Annotated in this window: 16 protein-coding genes; 15 read left to right on the top strand and 1 reads right to left on the bottom strand. The window is 57.1% G+C overall.

The annotated features are described in order from the left end of the window. Positions 1–2: 2 nt before the first annotated feature. From J3349_RS01745 to J3349_RS01675, 15 genes are all read left to right on the top strand, one after another. A complete protein-coding gene (locus J3349_RS01745; protein WP_207676244.1) occupies positions 3–1325 on the top strand; it encodes a nucleotide sugar dehydrogenase in 1323 nt (440 codons plus the stop codon). A gap of 61 nt (positions 1326–1386) precedes the next feature. Beyond that, positions 1387–2703: an O-antigen ligase family protein gene (locus J3349_RS01740; RefSeq protein WP_207676243.1), complete on the top strand. Its 1317-nt coding sequence runs from the start codon at positions 1387–1389 to the stop codon at positions 2701–2703. After that, positions 2660–3643, top strand: coding sequence for a glycosyltransferase (locus tag J3349_RS01735; RefSeq protein WP_207676242.1), 984 nt, complete (start codon positions 2660–2662; stop codon positions 3641–3643). The genes J3349_RS01740 and J3349_RS01735 overlap by 44 nt, the downstream gene beginning before the upstream one ends. Positions 3644–3654: 11 nt before the next feature. Continuing rightward, entirely contained in the window at positions 3655–4776 is a 1122-nt protein-coding gene (locus J3349_RS01730) for a glycosyltransferase (RefSeq protein WP_207676241.1), read from the top strand. After that, positions 4773–5951, top strand: coding sequence for a glycosyltransferase (locus tag J3349_RS01725; RefSeq protein ID WP_207676240.1), 1179 nt, complete (start codon positions 4773–4775; stop codon positions 5949–5951). Before J3349_RS01730 ends, J3349_RS01725 begins: the two co-directional genes overlap by 4 nt. Positions 5952–5984: 33 nt before the next feature. After that, positions 5985–7445: a flippase gene (locus J3349_RS14245; protein ID WP_207676239.1), complete on the top strand. Its 1461-nt coding sequence runs from the start codon at positions 5985–5987 to the stop codon at positions 7443–7445. A gap of 14 nt (positions 7446–7459) precedes the next feature. Next, positions 7460–8221 (top strand): WecB/TagA/CpsF family glycosyltransferase, encoded by a 762-nt coding sequence (locus J3349_RS01715; protein WP_242699455.1) that lies wholly within the window; start codon positions 7460–7462, stop codon positions 8219–8221. Positions 8222–8231: 10 nt separating this feature from the next. Beyond that, complete coding sequence (locus J3349_RS01710; protein WP_207676237.1) at positions 8232–9233, top strand: kinase; 1002 nt, start codon at positions 8232–8234, stop codon at positions 9231–9233. Beyond that, the gene (locus tag J3349_RS01705) at positions 9230–10555 is read left to right on the top strand and encodes an HAD-IIIA family hydrolase (protein ID WP_207676236.1); all 1326 of its coding nucleotides are present in this window, start codon (positions 9230–9232) and stop codon (positions 10553–10555) included. The genes J3349_RS01710 and J3349_RS01705 overlap by 4 nt, the downstream gene beginning before the upstream one ends. Further along, positions 10552–11205: an SIS domain-containing protein gene (locus J3349_RS01700; protein WP_207676235.1), complete on the top strand. Its 654-nt coding sequence runs from the start codon at positions 10552–10554 to the stop codon at positions 11203–11205. Before J3349_RS01705 ends, J3349_RS01700 begins: the two co-directional genes overlap by 4 nt. Positions 11206–11304: 99 nt before the next feature. Further along, positions 11305–11781 (top strand): MarR family transcriptional regulator, encoded by a 477-nt coding sequence (locus J3349_RS01695; protein ID WP_207676234.1) that lies wholly within the window; start codon positions 11305–11307, stop codon positions 11779–11781. Continuing rightward, positions 11771–12118 (top strand): hypothetical protein, encoded by a 348-nt coding sequence (locus J3349_RS01690; RefSeq protein ID WP_242699454.1) that lies wholly within the window; start codon positions 11771–11773, stop codon positions 12116–12118. The genes J3349_RS01695 and J3349_RS01690 overlap by 11 nt, the downstream gene beginning before the upstream one ends. 172 nt (positions 12119–12290) lie before the next feature. Then, complete coding sequence (locus J3349_RS01685; RefSeq protein ID WP_207676233.1) at positions 12291–13193, top strand: hypothetical protein; 903 nt, start codon at positions 12291–12293, stop codon at positions 13191–13193. A gap of 129 nt (positions 13194–13322) precedes the next feature. Then, positions 13323–13910 (top strand): sugar O-acetyltransferase, encoded by a 588-nt coding sequence (locus J3349_RS01680; protein ID WP_158402536.1) that lies wholly within the window; start codon positions 13323–13325, stop codon positions 13908–13910. A gap of 228 nt (positions 13911–14138) precedes the next feature. Then, positions 14139–14705, top strand: coding sequence for a histidine phosphatase family protein (locus J3349_RS01675; protein ID WP_207676232.1), 567 nt, complete (start codon positions 14139–14141; stop codon positions 14703–14705). Between the two features lie 233 nt (positions 14706–14938). Here J3349_RS01675 and J3349_RS01670 read toward each other — a convergent pair whose 3' ends face one another. Further along, positions 14939–15067, bottom strand: coding sequence for a hypothetical protein (locus J3349_RS01670; RefSeq protein ID WP_015563830.1), 129 nt, complete (start codon positions 15065–15067; stop codon positions 14939–14941). Between the last annotated feature and the right edge of the window lie 8 nt (positions 15068–15075).

The following is a 15075-nucleotide window of genomic DNA, read 5'->3' as shown; positions in this document are numbered from 1 at the left end:
TCATGTCGCTATATGAGAAATTGATTGCCAAAGAAGCAGTGCTGGCTGTGGTCGGTCTTGGCTATGTGGGAATGCCTATTGCGGTGGCATTTGCAAAGAAGGGCCTGAATGTCATTGGCTTTGACACCAACAGCAAAAAAATAGAAGCCTACCGCTCCGGCGCAGACCCGACGAAGGAAGTGGGCGACGAGCAGGTACGGAACACCACCGTGCAGTTCACGGACGAGGAACAACAGCTCCGGAAGGCCGACTTCATCGTGGTGGCTGTGCCGACGCCGGTGAACTTTGACCATACGCCAGACCTGACCCCGGTGATCGGTGCGTCGGAGATCGTGGGCCGGAATCTGAAAAAGGGTGCCATCGTGGTATATGAGTCCACGGTCTACCCGGGCTGCACCGAGAATGTCTGCATCCCCATCCTGGAAAAAGGCTCCGGCATGGTCTGCGGCACCGATTTCAAGATCGGCTACAGCCCGGAGCGCATCAACCCCGGTGATAAGGCCCATCGGCTGGAAAACATCCGGAAAATCGTTTCCGGTATGGACGAAGAGTCTCTGGAAGAGATCCAGCATATCTACGATATTGTCATCGAGGTGGGGACCTATCCCGTGTCGAACATCCGGACGGCAGAGGCCATCAAGGTCGTGGAGAACAGCCAGCGCGACATCAACATCGCTTTTATGAACGAGCTGGCGATGGTGTTTGACAGGATGGACATCGACACCAACGAGGTCGTGGACGGCATGAACACCAAGTGGAATGCGCTTGGGTTCCGGCCGGGACTGGTGGGCGGCCACTGCATCGGCGTGGACCCCTATTACTTCACCTATGAAGCCGAAAAGCTGGGCTACCACAGCCAGATCATCCTGAACGGACGCATCCTCAACGACAATATGGGCGCCTATATCGCCGACAAGGCCGTCAAGCAGATGATTCTGGCCGGGCAGACGCCTAAAGCGGCGAAGGTGGTCGTTCTGGGCCTGACCTTCAAGGAGGGCTGCCCGGACATCCGGAACACCAAGGTGGTGGACATCATCAAGCAGCTTGGCACCTACGGGATAGAGCCTGTGGTCGTGGACCCCTGGGCGGACAGGGAAGAAGCTAAGCGCTTTTACGGCGTAGAGCTGGTGGACCTTTCGGACGTCCGGGAGGCAGACTGCATCATTGCGGCAGTCGCCCATGAGCAGTTCCGCGCTCTGTCGGTGGAAGAGCTGAAAGCCCTGTACCGGGACGTCCCGGACGGCCAGAAGGTGCTCATCGACGTCAAAGGCATCTATCCCGTAAAGGATATGAAAGCATCCGGAATGCGGTTCTGGCGGCTGTGATTTTGCAGGAAAGGAGTCGGGCTCCGTTCGCGGCAGCGGCTGTGAGCATCAGCGTGCATCCATGAAACAGAAAAGTGACCTCACACAATTCCGGACGGAAATCGTTATCGTCTTCATCTTTCTGGGCAGCATCGGCTTTCCGGGGACCTACCGCCAGATATTTGGCGGTTTTATAGAGACGCTGTACGAGTACCTCTCCTTTCTGATGCAGATCGTGATCATGCTGACGTCCAGCGGAGAGACTGTTATGGATGTCAAGCTGCTGGATATGAAGCCAAAATACCGGGCGATATACCAGTTCATGATATTTACATTTGCGGAGTCGATGCTGGTGACCGATGTGCCGAAGGCGCAGGTGGTGACGAGTCTGCGGCTTTCTGTGACCATCCTGTTTGCGATATGGCTGGTGGAGCATTTCACGCTGAACCGTATCCTGAAACTGTTTTCCTACGCACAGGTGCTGCTTGACCTGGCCATTGTCGGCATCATCGTCCTGCGGCCCGGCATCGCGTTCCAGTCTGGCGATACTTATTCTCACGCGCTCAGGGGCGTGTATGAGGCAAAAAATGCACTGGCGTCGGAGCTTGCCTTCGGCCTTATCGTGATGTTCCTCCATATCGTCAGTGAGGCGGAGGAAGAAAAGAATCTCTCGCCGTTCTGGCTTGCCGCCATCGCATTTCAGGGCATCCTGCTGCTGATGGCCAAGGCGACGGGCGCACTGCTCATCTCCATGCTGCTCCCGATGTATTTCCTGGTCTTCCGGAAATTGCGTGACCTGCGGCTCCCGCTGGGATGGCTCTATGTTGCGGGCAGTGTGGGCTTTCTGGTGTTTGCCTTTACCATCCTGCCGCTGTTTGCCCCTCTGCTGGAAAGCATGGGCAAGGACGCGACGCTGACGGGACGCACAGAGCTGTGGAACGGTATTTACAAGTTCATGCAGCAGCACAATATGCTCACAGGCTACGGCTACGGCCAGTTCTGGATGAACAAGTCGAACGTGAAGAAGCTGCACCTGATGTACAACCACAAATCCTATTTCAGCAGAATGTCCACCGGTGCGCACAACCAGATCATGGAACTCTGGCTGAATATCGGTCTGTTTGGCATCGCCTCTTACTTCCTTGCCATCGTTGGCTCCATGCGGTATGCAAAAAACATGAAGCTCAATGAGTATATGCGGGTCAGTTCGCTCTTCTTTTACCTGATGCTCTGCGGACTGACGGAGCGCATTTTCGAAAATGCGTATGCGTACCGCGTGGTGATGTTCTTTATTCTGCTCGCAGTTGCGTGCAATCATATCCCCGACCGAAAACAGCTCCGAAGGAGAAAGAACGATGAACGAGAAGCCTCTCATCACGGTGGTCGTGCCGATTTATAATGTCGAAGTGTATCTGGAGCAGTGCATTCGTTCGGTGCTGGCACAGACCTATGAAAATTTCGAGCTGCTCTTAGTGGATGACGGCTCAAAGGACAAAAGCGGCGAGATCGTGGACCGGCTGGCACAGACCGACCGCCGCATCGTTCCGTTTCATCAGAAGAATCAGGGGGTCGCTGCGGCGAGAAATACAGGTCTAGACCACAGCAAAGGAAGGTACGCCGCTTTTCTGGACGGAGACGACTGGTACCACCCGGACTTCCTCGAAAAGATGGAGGCTGCGCTTGAGGCCGGAGACGGTCAGCTGGCATCCTGCTGCTTTGAGGCGGTCGGCGTGGAGCACCCGCCTCAGGTAAAGACACTGAAAGCTGCAGTTGTGGACCGCCGGGAGGCGATGCAGCTGCTGATGGGGTATAACAGCTTCAACGGCTATATCTGGAACAAGCTCTTCGATCTGCAGCTCATCCGGGAAAACGACATCCGGTTCCACGCGGACTATCCGGCCTGTGAGGACACCATGTTTGTGGGAAGCTATCTCTACCATTGCAGCCGGGTCTGCGTCACAGAGGAATGCCTGTACTGCTACCGTCAGGTCAGCGGCGGCGCAAACCGAGGCCGGTATTCCGGCAGGAAGGCGTATGACCCGAAATGGATGAGCGTTTTTGAGATGACGGAATATATGGCAGACCTGTATAAGGACGATGCTGTGACCGCGGCCTGCCGTCTCCATGAAGTCCGGGAAGCGGGCATCGTCCTGCGCTCGATGGAAGCGGCAGGCTACCATGGAGCCGATCATGCCCGGCTCAAGGACATCCTCCGCCGGGGAGCGGGTCTGTTTTTCAGGGATGAAAACTCCGGACGCAGCCAGAAGCTTTCGGTGCTGCTGTCCTGCATCTCCCCGAAGCTGGAACTGGCGGTATGGAAACTGAGAAACAGAAAGTGATAGGAGTTCGCATGAAGCTTGGAATCATCTGCACCATGATCAATGGGTTTGGACGAAGAGGATTTTACAATACTCAGGAGATCGGTCTGGGCCGGGAACTGGTGCGGCAGGGCCACGCGGTCACCATTTATAAGTGCGTGAAAAAAGAGGGCGCAGGCGAAGCAGAGCGTGTGGAGCTGGGCGACCGGCTGTCCATCCTGTACATCCCGGTCTCTTCTTTTGGTGCCCATGGCTGTCTGGACACGGCAGTTTTGGACCCGGACATGGATGCGGCGCTCTGCTTTGCGGATAATCAAATCTTTCTTCCGCACATCCATCGCTTCTGTGTGCGGCATGGGATAAAGCTCGTGCCGTATATCGGCAGAACGCACAGCAGCAGCGGGGGCGTCCACGGATTCGTGATGAATGCCCTGTTTCATATGGGGACGCTGCGCTGGTTCCGGCGCGGGCCGGTCATCTCCAAAATCGAAGAAGTGCGGCAGGAGCTTCTGCAGCTCGGAGTAAAGGATGTGACGGTGGCTCCGGTGGGGCTGGATTTCTCTGTCATGAAGTCCAACTTCCGGGAGTACGACCGGGCGCAGCTGCGCCGGGAACTGGGGTTGATGCCGGAGGATACCGTCATCTGTACCGTCGGAAGAATGGGACCGGAGAAAAATCCGCTGGATCTGGTGGATATTTATCGGGAGGTCCGCAGGCAGAAGCCCTGTAAGCTGCTCCTGGTAGGAGAGGGCATCCAGAGTGATGAGCTGAAAGCCAGGATAGCGGCCTGCGAATGGGCAGCGGATATTATCCTTATCGACCGGATACCCAACGACCAGATCTGGAAAATTTACGCTGCTGCGGATTACTTTGTCAATCTCTGCCAGACGGAGATCTTCGGCATGGCGATTCTGGAGGCCATGTACTATGAAGTCTCAGTTGCGGCGCTGGTGGCCCCGGGGCCGTCGGTGACGCTGCAGGATATGCCCGGACACAAGCTGTGCCGCGATTACGAGGACGTGAAAAACTGGCTGCTGGCCGAGCATCCGTCGAGAGAGGCGCTCCATGAGAGTGCGGCCCGAACGGTGCAGCGCTACAACTGGAAACCCTGTGCGGATGCATTTTTGTCCATCGCTGCGGGAGAAAAACAATGAAGATTCTGGTCATAACGACATTTTACCCACACCCCGAGAGGAAAGATCTGCTGCGGGACACCTCTGCGGTTCACTACATCGCACGGGAGTGGGTGAAGCAGGGCCATCAGGTGACGGTGCTGCACTGTTACGGACACTATTTCCGGGAGCTGGTCAAGGAGCTGGGAAAGCACGATTTCCGGCGTTACGGAAAGATACAGGAGTGTCCGAACAACGAAGGCGTCAGGGTGCTTCTGCTGGAAGAGCAGTTCTGGCTCCGGAACGCCAAGTGGTATCTGCCGGTGCAGCAGAAGAAGATGGCTGTGGCCATCAACCAGTATTTCCACGAGAAGGAATATGAGCCGGATGTTCTACTGGTGCATTTCCCGACCAATTATGTCGGTATCGTGGAGAGGCTGGACATCCACTGCAAAAAGGCGGCTGTTTTCCATAAGACCGACCTGGGAACGGTGCTGGCAAAGCCGGAAGTCTGCCCGACTCTCCGCAAGACCTACGATGTGCTGGGCGCCCGCACGAGCCAGCTGCAGAAAAAGCTGGCGAAGACCGGCATCAGGACGACTTTTCTGGCACAGTCCGGCATTGACGAAGACATCATCATGACGGACGAGGAGTTCCGGAAAAAATGGGCAGAGGGACCGCACCCCATGCGGGTCGTCTATGCGGGAAATCTGCTTCCGGACAAAAATGTGGACGCCGTCCTGACGGCGCTGAGCAGCTGGAAAGACAAGCGCCCGTTTGAGTTCACCATCATCGGAGATGGCGTGTGCCTGCAGCCCTGCATCCGTCTGGCAGAAAAACTTGGCATTGCGGACTCCTGCCGCTTCACTGGCCGGTTGACAAGGGAGCAGACGCTGGAGGCGTTCCGGAAAGCGGAGGTGTTCGTGATGATCAGCAGCCCGGAAACGCTGGGACTGGTCTATCTGGAAGCGATGTCTCAAGGGTGCGTCGCCATCGGCTCGAGGAATGAGGGCATCGACGGCATCCTTGTGGACGGGAAAAACGGCTATCTGGTAGAGCCCGGAAATGCGGAGGAGCTGAGAGCGCGTCTGGACGCCATTGCACAGGCTCCTGCGGCAGAAAATCAGGCGGCTGCCTACGCGGGCCTGAAGACCATCCGGGAAATGACCAGTCAGAAGACGGCCCGGCAGTATCTGGAGCAGGTGCTGAAAGGATAATGAACGACGCCGGGAGAAAGGGGGAGAGACCCTGTGAAAAAACCAAATATCATAGGCAACATCCTCTATCAGGTCTCCTATGAGCTGTTTGCCATGCTGCTGCCGCTGTTCACGGCACCGTTCATCTCCCGGATGCTGGGTGCGGATATGCTGGGCGTATACTCCTACTCCCGCACACTGGCGACCTATTTCGGTTTATTTGGGATGCTGGGCGTCAAGAATTACGGCAACCGCGAGATCTCGGTGCATCGGGATACAGGCGATTTGAATATCTGGTTCTGGAGCATCTATTCCGTCCAGTTCCTGGCGTCTCTGCTGATGCTCATCGTTTATCTCGGATATACGTTCTTCTTCGTCCGGGAAGACCAGGCTGTCACGGCGGTGCAGGCCATCCTCATCGTGGATTCCATGCTCGACATCAGCTGGTTTCTGTTCGGCATGGAGCAGTTCAAGAAGACCACGACGTGCAGCATGGTCGTTAAGATACTGACCACGGCAGCGGTGTTCCTGATGATACGGGAACCGGGCGACCTGCTGAAATACTGCCTTATCATGAGCGGAGGCACTTTTATCAACCAGCTCCTCCTCTGGTTTTACGCCAGGAAGCTCGTTGGCAGACCGGTCTTCGACGGCGGGAGGGTCCTGGCCCATGTAAAGCCGATGCTCATCCTCTTTATCCCGGTGGTGGCCGTCAGCCTGTACACCATGATGGACAAGCTGATGCTGGGTGCCATGAGCACCAATGCGCAGATGGGCTTCTACGAAGCGTCTGAGCGCATCATCCTCTGCGCCAGCTCGGTCATCACGGCCTTTGGCACCGTGATGATGCCACGGATGACCAAGCTGTTCTCGGACGGCGACCTCAGGGAGAGCCAGCGGTACATGAAGCTGTCGGTGGATGCCATCATGGCCATCGCCTTTGCCATCGCACTGGGCATCGTCAGCGTCTCGCGGCTCTTTGCGCCCATCTTCTGGGGCGAGGATTTCGCGCCCTGTGCCTATATCCTGAGCGCTCTGGCCCTCTCCATTCCCTTCTCGGGTTTTGCCAATGTGATACGGATGCAGTACCTTATCCCGAACGGGATGGACGGAGCTTATATCCTCTCGGTCATCCTGGGCGCAGTGTCCAATCTGACAGCAAATTCGCTGCTCATCCCGCGCTGCGGAGCGCTGGGTGCCGCAGTGGGTACGGTGATCGCCGAGGGCGTCGTCTGCGCTGCCCAGTGTCTTGCGGTGAAAAAACGAATCGACATCCTGGCCTACCTGAAAAGCACAGCCTTCTTTGGAATGGCCGGTCTTCTGATGTATGGGGCTGTCCGGGTGCTCGACCAACGGGCCGAGATCACAGTCTCCTGGCTCCTGCTGGAAATTGTCGTGGGAGGGAGCGTCTACTGCATCCTGTCTGTGCTTTATCTGTACCATACCAAAAACGAACTCCTGATGACTGCACTTCAAAAACTCGGCGGTGCTCATCAGAATAACGATAGAGGGTAACAACAATGGAAAAAATGCGGCTGCTGAATACCTATGTCAACAACATCACGCTGGACGAAGCGGTGGAATTTCTGCTGCAGAAGATACGGGAACAGACCCCGGCCTATGTGGTGGAAGTCAACGTGGATGTCGTGGTGAAGATGGAGACAGACCTTGTGCTGCGGCAGATCACCGACGACGCAGACCTGACGCTGGTGGATGGGCAGCCGCTCATCTGGATCTCGAAGCTGTATGGCCGACCGCTGAAGATGAAAGTGTCCGGCTCTGACCTCGTGCCGACATTGCTGCAGGCTGCGGCAAAGGAAGGCCGCTCTGTCTTTGTGCTGGGCGGAAAAGAAGACGCGGCCCGCAAGGCAGCAGAAAACATCAAGGCCCGTTATCCGGGTCTGGTGATGGCGGGCGCACTCTCGCCCAGCATGGGATTTGAGAAAAAGCCGGAGGAGGTAGCATATATCCGAGAGACGCTGCAAAAGGTGAAGCCCGACATCCTGCTGGCCTGTTTTGGCTGCCCCAAGCAGGAAAAATGGGTCAGCGAACATTACCGCGACTGTGCATCGGGCGTCACGCTCTGCGCCGGTGCCACAGTGGATTTTCTGGCAGGCAATATCAAGCGCGCCCCGAAGGTGTTCAGCGAGAATGGACTGGAATGGTTCTACCGCTTTGTGAAGGAGCCGAAACGGCTGTTCCACCGCTATTTTGTGGATGATATGCAGATATTCCGTCTGGCATGGAAGTACCGGAATGCCGGACCGGAACACGATTCAGATGTGAAATGAGTGACAGAAGATGATCATTACCAAAACACCTTTCCGGATGTCCTTCTTTGGCGGCGGAACGGACATGGAGAGCTTTTTCCGCGAATATGGCGGGGCTGTGCTCTCCACGACGTTCGACAAATACTGCTATGTCAACGTCCGGCATCTGCCGCCCTTCTTTTCCTACGCGACGGAGCTTTCCTACGCAAAGACCGAGCGGGTGAACAGCCTGGAAGAGATCGAGCATCCGGCCATCCGGAACGCAATGAAGATGCTGGATATGCATCATATCCGGCTGACCTACGAGGCCGACCTTCCGGCGCGGTCCGGACTGGGGACGTCCAGCTCATTTGCCGTCGGGATGCTGAACGCATTCTACGCGCTGAAAGGGCAGTATGCCAGCAAGGAAAAACTGGCCAAGGAGGCCATCTATCTGGAGCGGGTGCTCTGTGCAGAGGCCGGCGGCTGGCAGGACCAGATCGCGGCGGCGTTCGGCGGCTTCAACCGCATTGATTTCAGCGCGGACGGGTACGAAGTGCGCCCAGTCCTGCTGTCGCCGGAGCGCAAAAGGCGTCTGAACGGCAGATTGATGATGTTCTTTACCGGATTTACCCGTTTCTCGGCGGAGATCCAGAAGCTCAACAACAGCCGGAACGGGGCAGACAAGCTTGCGCGGCTGCAGGAGATGCTGGCGCTCGTGGATGAAGCCGAAGCCATCCTGACCGACGAGCAGGCAGACCTGAACGAATTTGGCCGTCTGCTGGACCACACCTGGAAGCTGAAGCGCGGCACCGGCGCAGCAGTCTCTACCGACTGCATCGACGCGCTGTACGCCAGAGGCATTGCCGCCGGTGCGCTGGGCGGAAAACTGCTGGGCGCGGGCGGCGGTGGATTTCTGGTATTTTACGTGGAGCCGGAACATCAGGCCGCCGTGCGCCAGGCCATGCAGGAGCTGCTTTATATCCCGTTCCGCTTTGAAAACGGTGGCACGCGGGTCATCTACTATGCGCCCGAGGAGGAGCCGGCATTATGAAAGCTGTTATCATGGCCGGAGGCCGCGGCACCCGCATCGCCGCGCTGGCAGGGGATCTCCCCAAGCCGATGCTGCCCATTGACGGGCGTCCTGTGCTGGAGCGGGAGCTGGGATCCCTGCGGGAGCAGGGTGTGACGGATGTGCTCATCACAGTGGGGCATCTGGCCCCGGCCATCATGGAGTACTTCGGCGACGGCAGCGGATGCTCGCCACAGACGGGCCGGCCCTTCGGCGTTCACATCGAGTATTTTGTGGAGAAAGAGCCGCTGGGGAATGCGGGCGCGCTGTTCCGCATCCGGGACCGGCTGGACGAAGATTTTCTGCTGCTGAACGGAGACGTGATGTTCGATGTAGATCTGCAGCGCTTTGCGGCGTTCCACAAGGTTCATGGCGGGCTGGCCACCCTGTTCACCCACCCGAACGGCCACCCTTATGACAGCGGCCTTATCGTGGCGGACAGCGAGCAGCGGGTGACCCAGTGGCTGACCAAGGAGGATGCCCGCCCGCAGTATTACCGCAACCGGGTCAATGCAGGGCTGCACATCCTCAGCCCAAAGCTGCTGGAAGGGAACATCCCGGCGGGAAAGGTAGACTTGGACCGGCAGATATTGAAGCCGCTGGCGGGAACGGGGCAGCTGCTCTGTTACGACAGCCCGGAGTACGTCAAGGATATGGGAACGCCGGAACGCTATGCGGCAGTCTGCGAGGATGTGCGCAGCGGCCATGCGGCGGCGCGGAATCTGCGCCGGAAGCAGAAAGCCGTCTTTCTGGACCGGGACGGGACCATCAACCGATACGTTGGCTTTCTGCGGAATATCGACGAGTTTGAGCTTCTGCCCGGCGTGGCACAGGCTGTCCGCAAAATCAACGAGCTGGGCTGGCTTGCTGTCGTGGTGACGAATCAGCCGGTCATCGCCCGGGGCGAGGTGACGGAAGAGCAGCTGGAAGCCATCCACTGCAAGATGGAGACCCTGCTTGGCCGGGAGGGTGCGTGGCTGGATGCTATTTATTACTGCCCCCACCACCCGGACAAGGGATTTCCCGGCGAAAGGCCGGAGCTGAAAATCCATTGCAGCTGCCGCAAGCCCGCGCCAGGGATGCTGCTGGATGCAGCACAGCGGTTCAACATCGACTTGAGCCGCTCCTGGATGGTAGGAGACGGAAAAAATGACGTCCTCGCCGGAAAAAATGCGGGGTGCAGGACGGCGCTGCTCTGTGCCGACGGGGCACCGCCGGAGCTGGGGCAGGAGAGGACGGCACCATCCTTATACGACTTCGTGGAGCAGGTGCTGCGTGGAAAAGAAGGAGAAGAGAAACGATGAAACAGACTGACGGGGCAAAAAAGCAGCTCGAGCTTCTGCTGCAGCGCTATCCCATCCTCGCCGGGCAGCGGGATGAGATCGACGGTGCCTACCAGATCATCGCGGCCAGCTACGAGGCGGGCGGCAAGCTCCTCATTGCGGGCAACGGCGGTTCGGCAGCGGATGCGGAGCATATCGTGGGCGAGCTGATGAAGGGGTTCAAGAAGCCCCGCAGGCTGGATGAGGCACTGGCGGAACGGCTTCTCCGGGAAAGCCCGGAACTGGGGCCGGACCTTGTCCAGCATCTGCAGAAGGCACTGCCGGCCATCGCTATGGACGGTCATCCGGCTCTCACGACGGCATATGCAAACGACTGCGCCCCGCTGATGTGCTTTGCCCAGCAGGTCAATGGCTATGGCAGGGCGGGAGATGTGCTGCTGGTCATCTCCACCAGCGGAAAGAGCAAGAACATCCTGTACGCGGCGGTAACGGCCCGCGCTCTGGGCATGAAAGTGGTCGGCCTGACCGGCGGGGCAGACAGCCCGCTGCTGCCGCTGTGCGACGTCTGCATCCGGGTGCCGCTGCAGGAGACCTATCAGATACAGGAGCTTCATCTGCCCATTTATCACTGCCTGTGCCTGATGCTGGAAGAACATTTTTTTGATGAATAAAACCACTGCCGCTCTTGACAAAGAGTGGTTTTGTATCATAATGGTTGTACATACAACGATGTAGATACATCTTCTTGAGATAAGACCCGGAGGCTGTCTATGGATATTACCGAACGAAAAATCACAAAAATCGCGCGGGAGGCTGAAAAGCTCGTCCTGCTCACGATGCGGGAAGAGGGCGTCGGCACAGCGGAGATCGACCTCATCCATGCGCTGCGCCACCATCCCGGCTGTACGCAGGCCCAGCTGGCCGAACTGCTGCACGCAGACAAGGCGGCTATCGCCCGGCGGACCAAAAATCTGGAAGGGAAGGGTTATCTGACCCGCGAGGACGCCCCGAACGACCGACGGAGCCAGCTGCTTTTCCCCACAGAAAAGGCCGAGAGCATGAAATCCTCCAAGGCCGGAATTGAGGCCGCTTTTTACGAGTATCTGACGAGTGTACTGACGGAGGAAGAAGCCGCCGCCTTTGCCGCTTCGCTGAACAAGCTTTATACGGCGTCCAAGACCGAGAGCCGTGCGGGCTTCCCGCACTTCCGAAATGCCGCAGGGGGTGAGACGACCGATGAAAAATGAGAAGACCTTCCGCCCGGACCGGATATTCTCCTATTTCCGGGTCGAGTGGCTCCCGCTGGCTTTCGTGACCCTGTCGGGCCTCATCTATAACATCGGCCTGCTGGCCACCCCGTGGTTCGAGGGCCGTCTGGCCCAGTGCCTGGCGGACATCCTGAGCGGCAGCGAAACAGCGGCCCAAATGGCGCTGCTGGTTCTGGCCTATATCTTCGTCGCCCTGCTGGTGCAGGCGTCGCGGTTCATCAAGCGCTTTTATGTCCGCCGCTTTGCCAACAACATCAACCGCCGGATGAAGGGCATCGTGAACAAAGCAAGCTGTACTCTTCGGGGGCTTTTGTAATGGGAGAGAACGTGGTATAATATCGCTAACGCGATATTATAGTTTTATGCGCAGCGCCTCGCCGCTTGCTCCTGCGGAGCTGCGTGGCAACCGGCTTTGGATGCGCAATTATGCCATTTCACTGCGTTCATGGCATAATAGGAAAAAACTCTTGCGGGAAGGTGGATACGCCATGAAACAGGAAAAAGCCTATTACCATCTGCCCGGATCGTTCGAGTTCTACGAGCTGTACCGGAAGTTCCTGCCACTGTTCCGGGTACACAGAGAATACTTTTATGACTGGTGCGACATCGGCTCCATCTACGGCGCACCGGCAGACTGCGTCTGGGGCGGGGGACGGGCTGGCTTCGGGGAGCATGACCCCAAAGAAGTCCTTGCCCTGACGCGGGAATACGGCATCTCGGCGCGGCTGACCTTCAGCAACTCGCTCCTCCGGGAGGAACATCTTTCGGATAAAAAGTGCAATGCTCTCTGCGCCCTGTTTGAGCGAGAAAACCCGGTACAGAGCGGCGTCATCGTCCACTCGGAGCTGCTGCTGGACTACCTGAAAACGCACTATCCGCAGCTTTATTTCGTGTCCTCCACGACGAAAGTGCTGACAGAGTTTCAGCAGCTCCGGGCGGAGACAGCCCGGGAAGAGTTCCGCTATGTGGTGCCGGACTTCCGGCTGAACAAAGCCTTTGGAGAGCTGGACAGTCTGCCGCAGGCGCAGAAAGACAAGGTGGAATTTCTCTGCAACGAGTGCTGCTGGGTCGGATGCCGGGACAGAAAGCGCTGCTATGAGAATGTCAGCCGAAAAAATCTCGGCGAAGCCTGCCCCGAACACATCTGTACCGCACCGGGTGCGGAGGAAGGCTACCGCTTCTCGAAGGCGATGGAAAATCCGGGGTTTATCGGCATCAGGGACATTCAGGATGTCTATATGCCGATGGGATTTTCCAACTTCAAGATCGAGGGCCGGGGCCTGGGCAGTGCGCTGGTACTGGAATTTCTGCTCTACTACATGACAAAACCGGAATACCAGCTGCATGTCCGGGAAGCCATCTATCTGGACAATATGCTTGACCTGTTCTGAGAAACTGCATTATCTGCCACTCCGACCTGTCGGACGGCGACTGATGCCACGACGAGGTGCTGCGGTGTACGGGGTGCTTTGCGGCAGTCTGACGTGTTCTTATACCAAGCTTTTGAAGGAGATACAGAAATGACCGAAAAAGAAAAGATGCTGGCCCATCAGATGTACGACGCAAACTACAACAAGGAGCTGCACGATGAGCGCATCGCAGCCAAGGAGTTGTGCTGGGAGTATAATCAGCTCCGCCCGTCGAACGAAGAGGGCCAGAGAGCGGTCTTGAAGAAACTTCTCGGCAAGACGGGGGAGAATTTCTACATCACTGCGCCGTTCTGGTGCGATTATGGCTACAACATCGAACTGGGCGAAAATTTCTACGCCAACCACAACCTGGTCATCCTTGATTGTGCTAAGGTGAAATTCGGCGATAACGTCTTTGTTGCGCCGGACTGCGGTTTCCACACCGCTGGTCACCCCATCGACTTCGAGCGCCGCAACGCCGGGTTTGAGTATGCCTACCCTATCACGGTGGGGGACAATGTCTGGATCGGCGCAGGCGTGCAGGTGATGCCGGGCGTGACCATCGGCAGCAATGTGGTCATCGGCGGCGGCAGCGTCGTGGTGAAGGACATCCCCGATAACTCGGTGGCTGTCGGCAATCCCTGCCATGTCATCCGTGCTATCACCGATGAGGACAAAAAGACCTGCTGGAGCAGATAAAACAAGAAAACGGCCCCACCGGCGAAATATTATCCCAGTGCAGAGGAGATTGAGGCTGAAATTGCAAAGGCCGTCCGGTTTTATGAAATCACCATCGAGCACCTGACCGGCAAGCAGATACACAGGAAACGTAACGAAACACAGCCCGCACAGAAGCGTTGTGCGGGCTGTTGCAGTCTATGCAGGCGGTGTGCTATACTGGTAAAAAAGCGGGGAGGAGACTCTTTCATGAAAAAAATCTACCTCATGCGTCACGGTGAAACGCTTTTCAACACCATGGACGTCAATCAGGGCCAGTGTGATTCGCCTCTGACAGAAAACGGCATCCGGCAGGCAAAGGCGGCAAAAGCGTGGTTCGATGCCCACAACGTCCATTTTGATGCGGTCTACAGCTCCACGTCAGAGCGGGCCTGCGACACAGCGGAGTTCGTCTCAGGCGGGATGTCCTATACCCGCCGCAAAGACCTCAAGGAAATTTTCCTCGGCATAAAGGAAGCTTCGCCCATCCGTGAAAACCCGACGTACCCCTACGGCGACTACTTCGTGAAGTACGGCGGCGAAGACCTGGATGCCTTCACCGAGCGGGTATACGGGGCAGTGAAGGGCATTGCCGAACACGCGGCAGGGGAGTGCATCCTTATCGTCTCCCACGGCATGGCTATCCGGCGCTTTTTGACTAAATTCCCGGAAAAGGCGGGCGAGATCGCCGGCTTTATCGGCAACTGCGGCATCCTCGAGATGACTTATGCAGACGGAAAGCTGACGGTAGAAAAAATCATCAACCCCAACGGTTGAGGATCAACAACAAAAAAAGTCCTCCTGAAGGGCGGCCAGATCTTGGACATCGACGGCATCAAAATCGAATGTTTCCTTCAAAAAGAAAAAGGCTCACGATCCGAATGCTCCTTACGATGGCTGCGACGAGCCGGATGACACCGGGCAGAACGCCAAGAGCGGCTATCTGAAAGGCGTGGGCTGATAAATAAAACAAGGGCTGCTGTACAACACGGTACAGCAGCCCTTTGCAGTTATTTCCGGCTCGTCAGCTTGTTCAAAAACATCACAGCCAGCACGATGACGCCGATGACCAGCACGATGCTCACCATCCCGATGACCATGATGGGCAGAGTCGTCATCCACGAAGTAAGATGCAGCATATCGGTCC

This window comes from Faecalibacterium sp. Marseille-P9590, from assembly GCF_017377665.1.
GTDB lineage: Bacteria > Bacillota > Clostridia > Oscillospirales > Ruminococcaceae > Faecalibacterium.
The sequence above is the reverse complement of the archived record's forward strand: the minus strand, read 5'-3'. Positions and strand labels throughout refer to the sequence as shown.

Excerpts from the sequence above, each read along its gene's own strand:
- J3349_RS01710 (WP_207676237.1), top strand. The coding sequence starts at position 8,232 with ATGATCATTACCAAAACACCTTTCCGGATGTCCTTCTTTGGCGGCGGA.
- J3349_RS01670 (WP_015563830.1), bottom strand. The coding sequence starts at position 15,067 with ATGCTGCATCTTACTTCGTGGATGACGACTCTGCCCATCATGGTCATC.
- J3349_RS01700 (WP_207676235.1), top strand. The coding sequence starts at position 10,552 with ATGAAACAGACTGACGGGGCAAAAAAGCAGCTCGAGCTTCTGCTGCAG.
- J3349_RS01715 (WP_242699455.1), top strand. The coding sequence starts at position 7,460 with ATGCGGCTGCTGAATACCTATGTCAACAACATCACGCTGGACGAAGCG.
- J3349_RS01680 (WP_158402536.1), top strand. The coding sequence starts at position 13,323 with ATGACCGAAAAAGAAAAGATGCTGGCCCATCAGATGTACGACGCAAAC.
- J3349_RS01675 (WP_207676232.1), top strand. The coding sequence starts at position 14,139 with ATGAAAAAAATCTACCTCATGCGTCACGGTGAAACGCTTTTCAACACC.
- J3349_RS01695 (WP_207676234.1), top strand. The coding sequence starts at position 11,305 with ATGGATATTACCGAACGAAAAATCACAAAAATCGCGCGGGAGGCTGAA.
- J3349_RS01685 (WP_207676233.1), top strand. The coding sequence starts at position 12,291 with ATGAAACAGGAAAAAGCCTATTACCATCTGCCCGGATCGTTCGAGTTC.
- J3349_RS01705 (WP_207676236.1), top strand. The coding sequence starts at position 9,230 with ATGAAAGCTGTTATCATGGCCGGAGGCCGCGGCACCCGCATCGCCGCG.
- J3349_RS01725 (WP_207676240.1), top strand. The coding sequence starts at position 4,773 with ATGAAGATTCTGGTCATAACGACATTTTACCCACACCCCGAGAGGAAA.
- J3349_RS01745 (WP_207676244.1), top strand. The coding sequence starts at position 3 with ATGTCGCTATATGAGAAATTGATTGCCAAAGAAGCAGTGCTGGCTGTG.
- J3349_RS01730 (WP_207676241.1), top strand. The coding sequence starts at position 3,655 with ATGAAGCTTGGAATCATCTGCACCATGATCAATGGGTTTGGACGAAGA.
- J3349_RS01690 (WP_242699454.1), top strand. The coding sequence starts at position 11,771 with ATGAAAAATGAGAAGACCTTCCGCCCGGACCGGATATTCTCCTATTTC.
- J3349_RS01735 (WP_207676242.1), top strand. The coding sequence starts at position 2,660 with ATGAACGAGAAGCCTCTCATCACGGTGGTCGTGCCGATTTATAATGTC.
- J3349_RS01740 (WP_207676243.1), top strand. The coding sequence starts at position 1,387 with ATGAAACAGAAAAGTGACCTCACACAATTCCGGACGGAAATCGTTATC.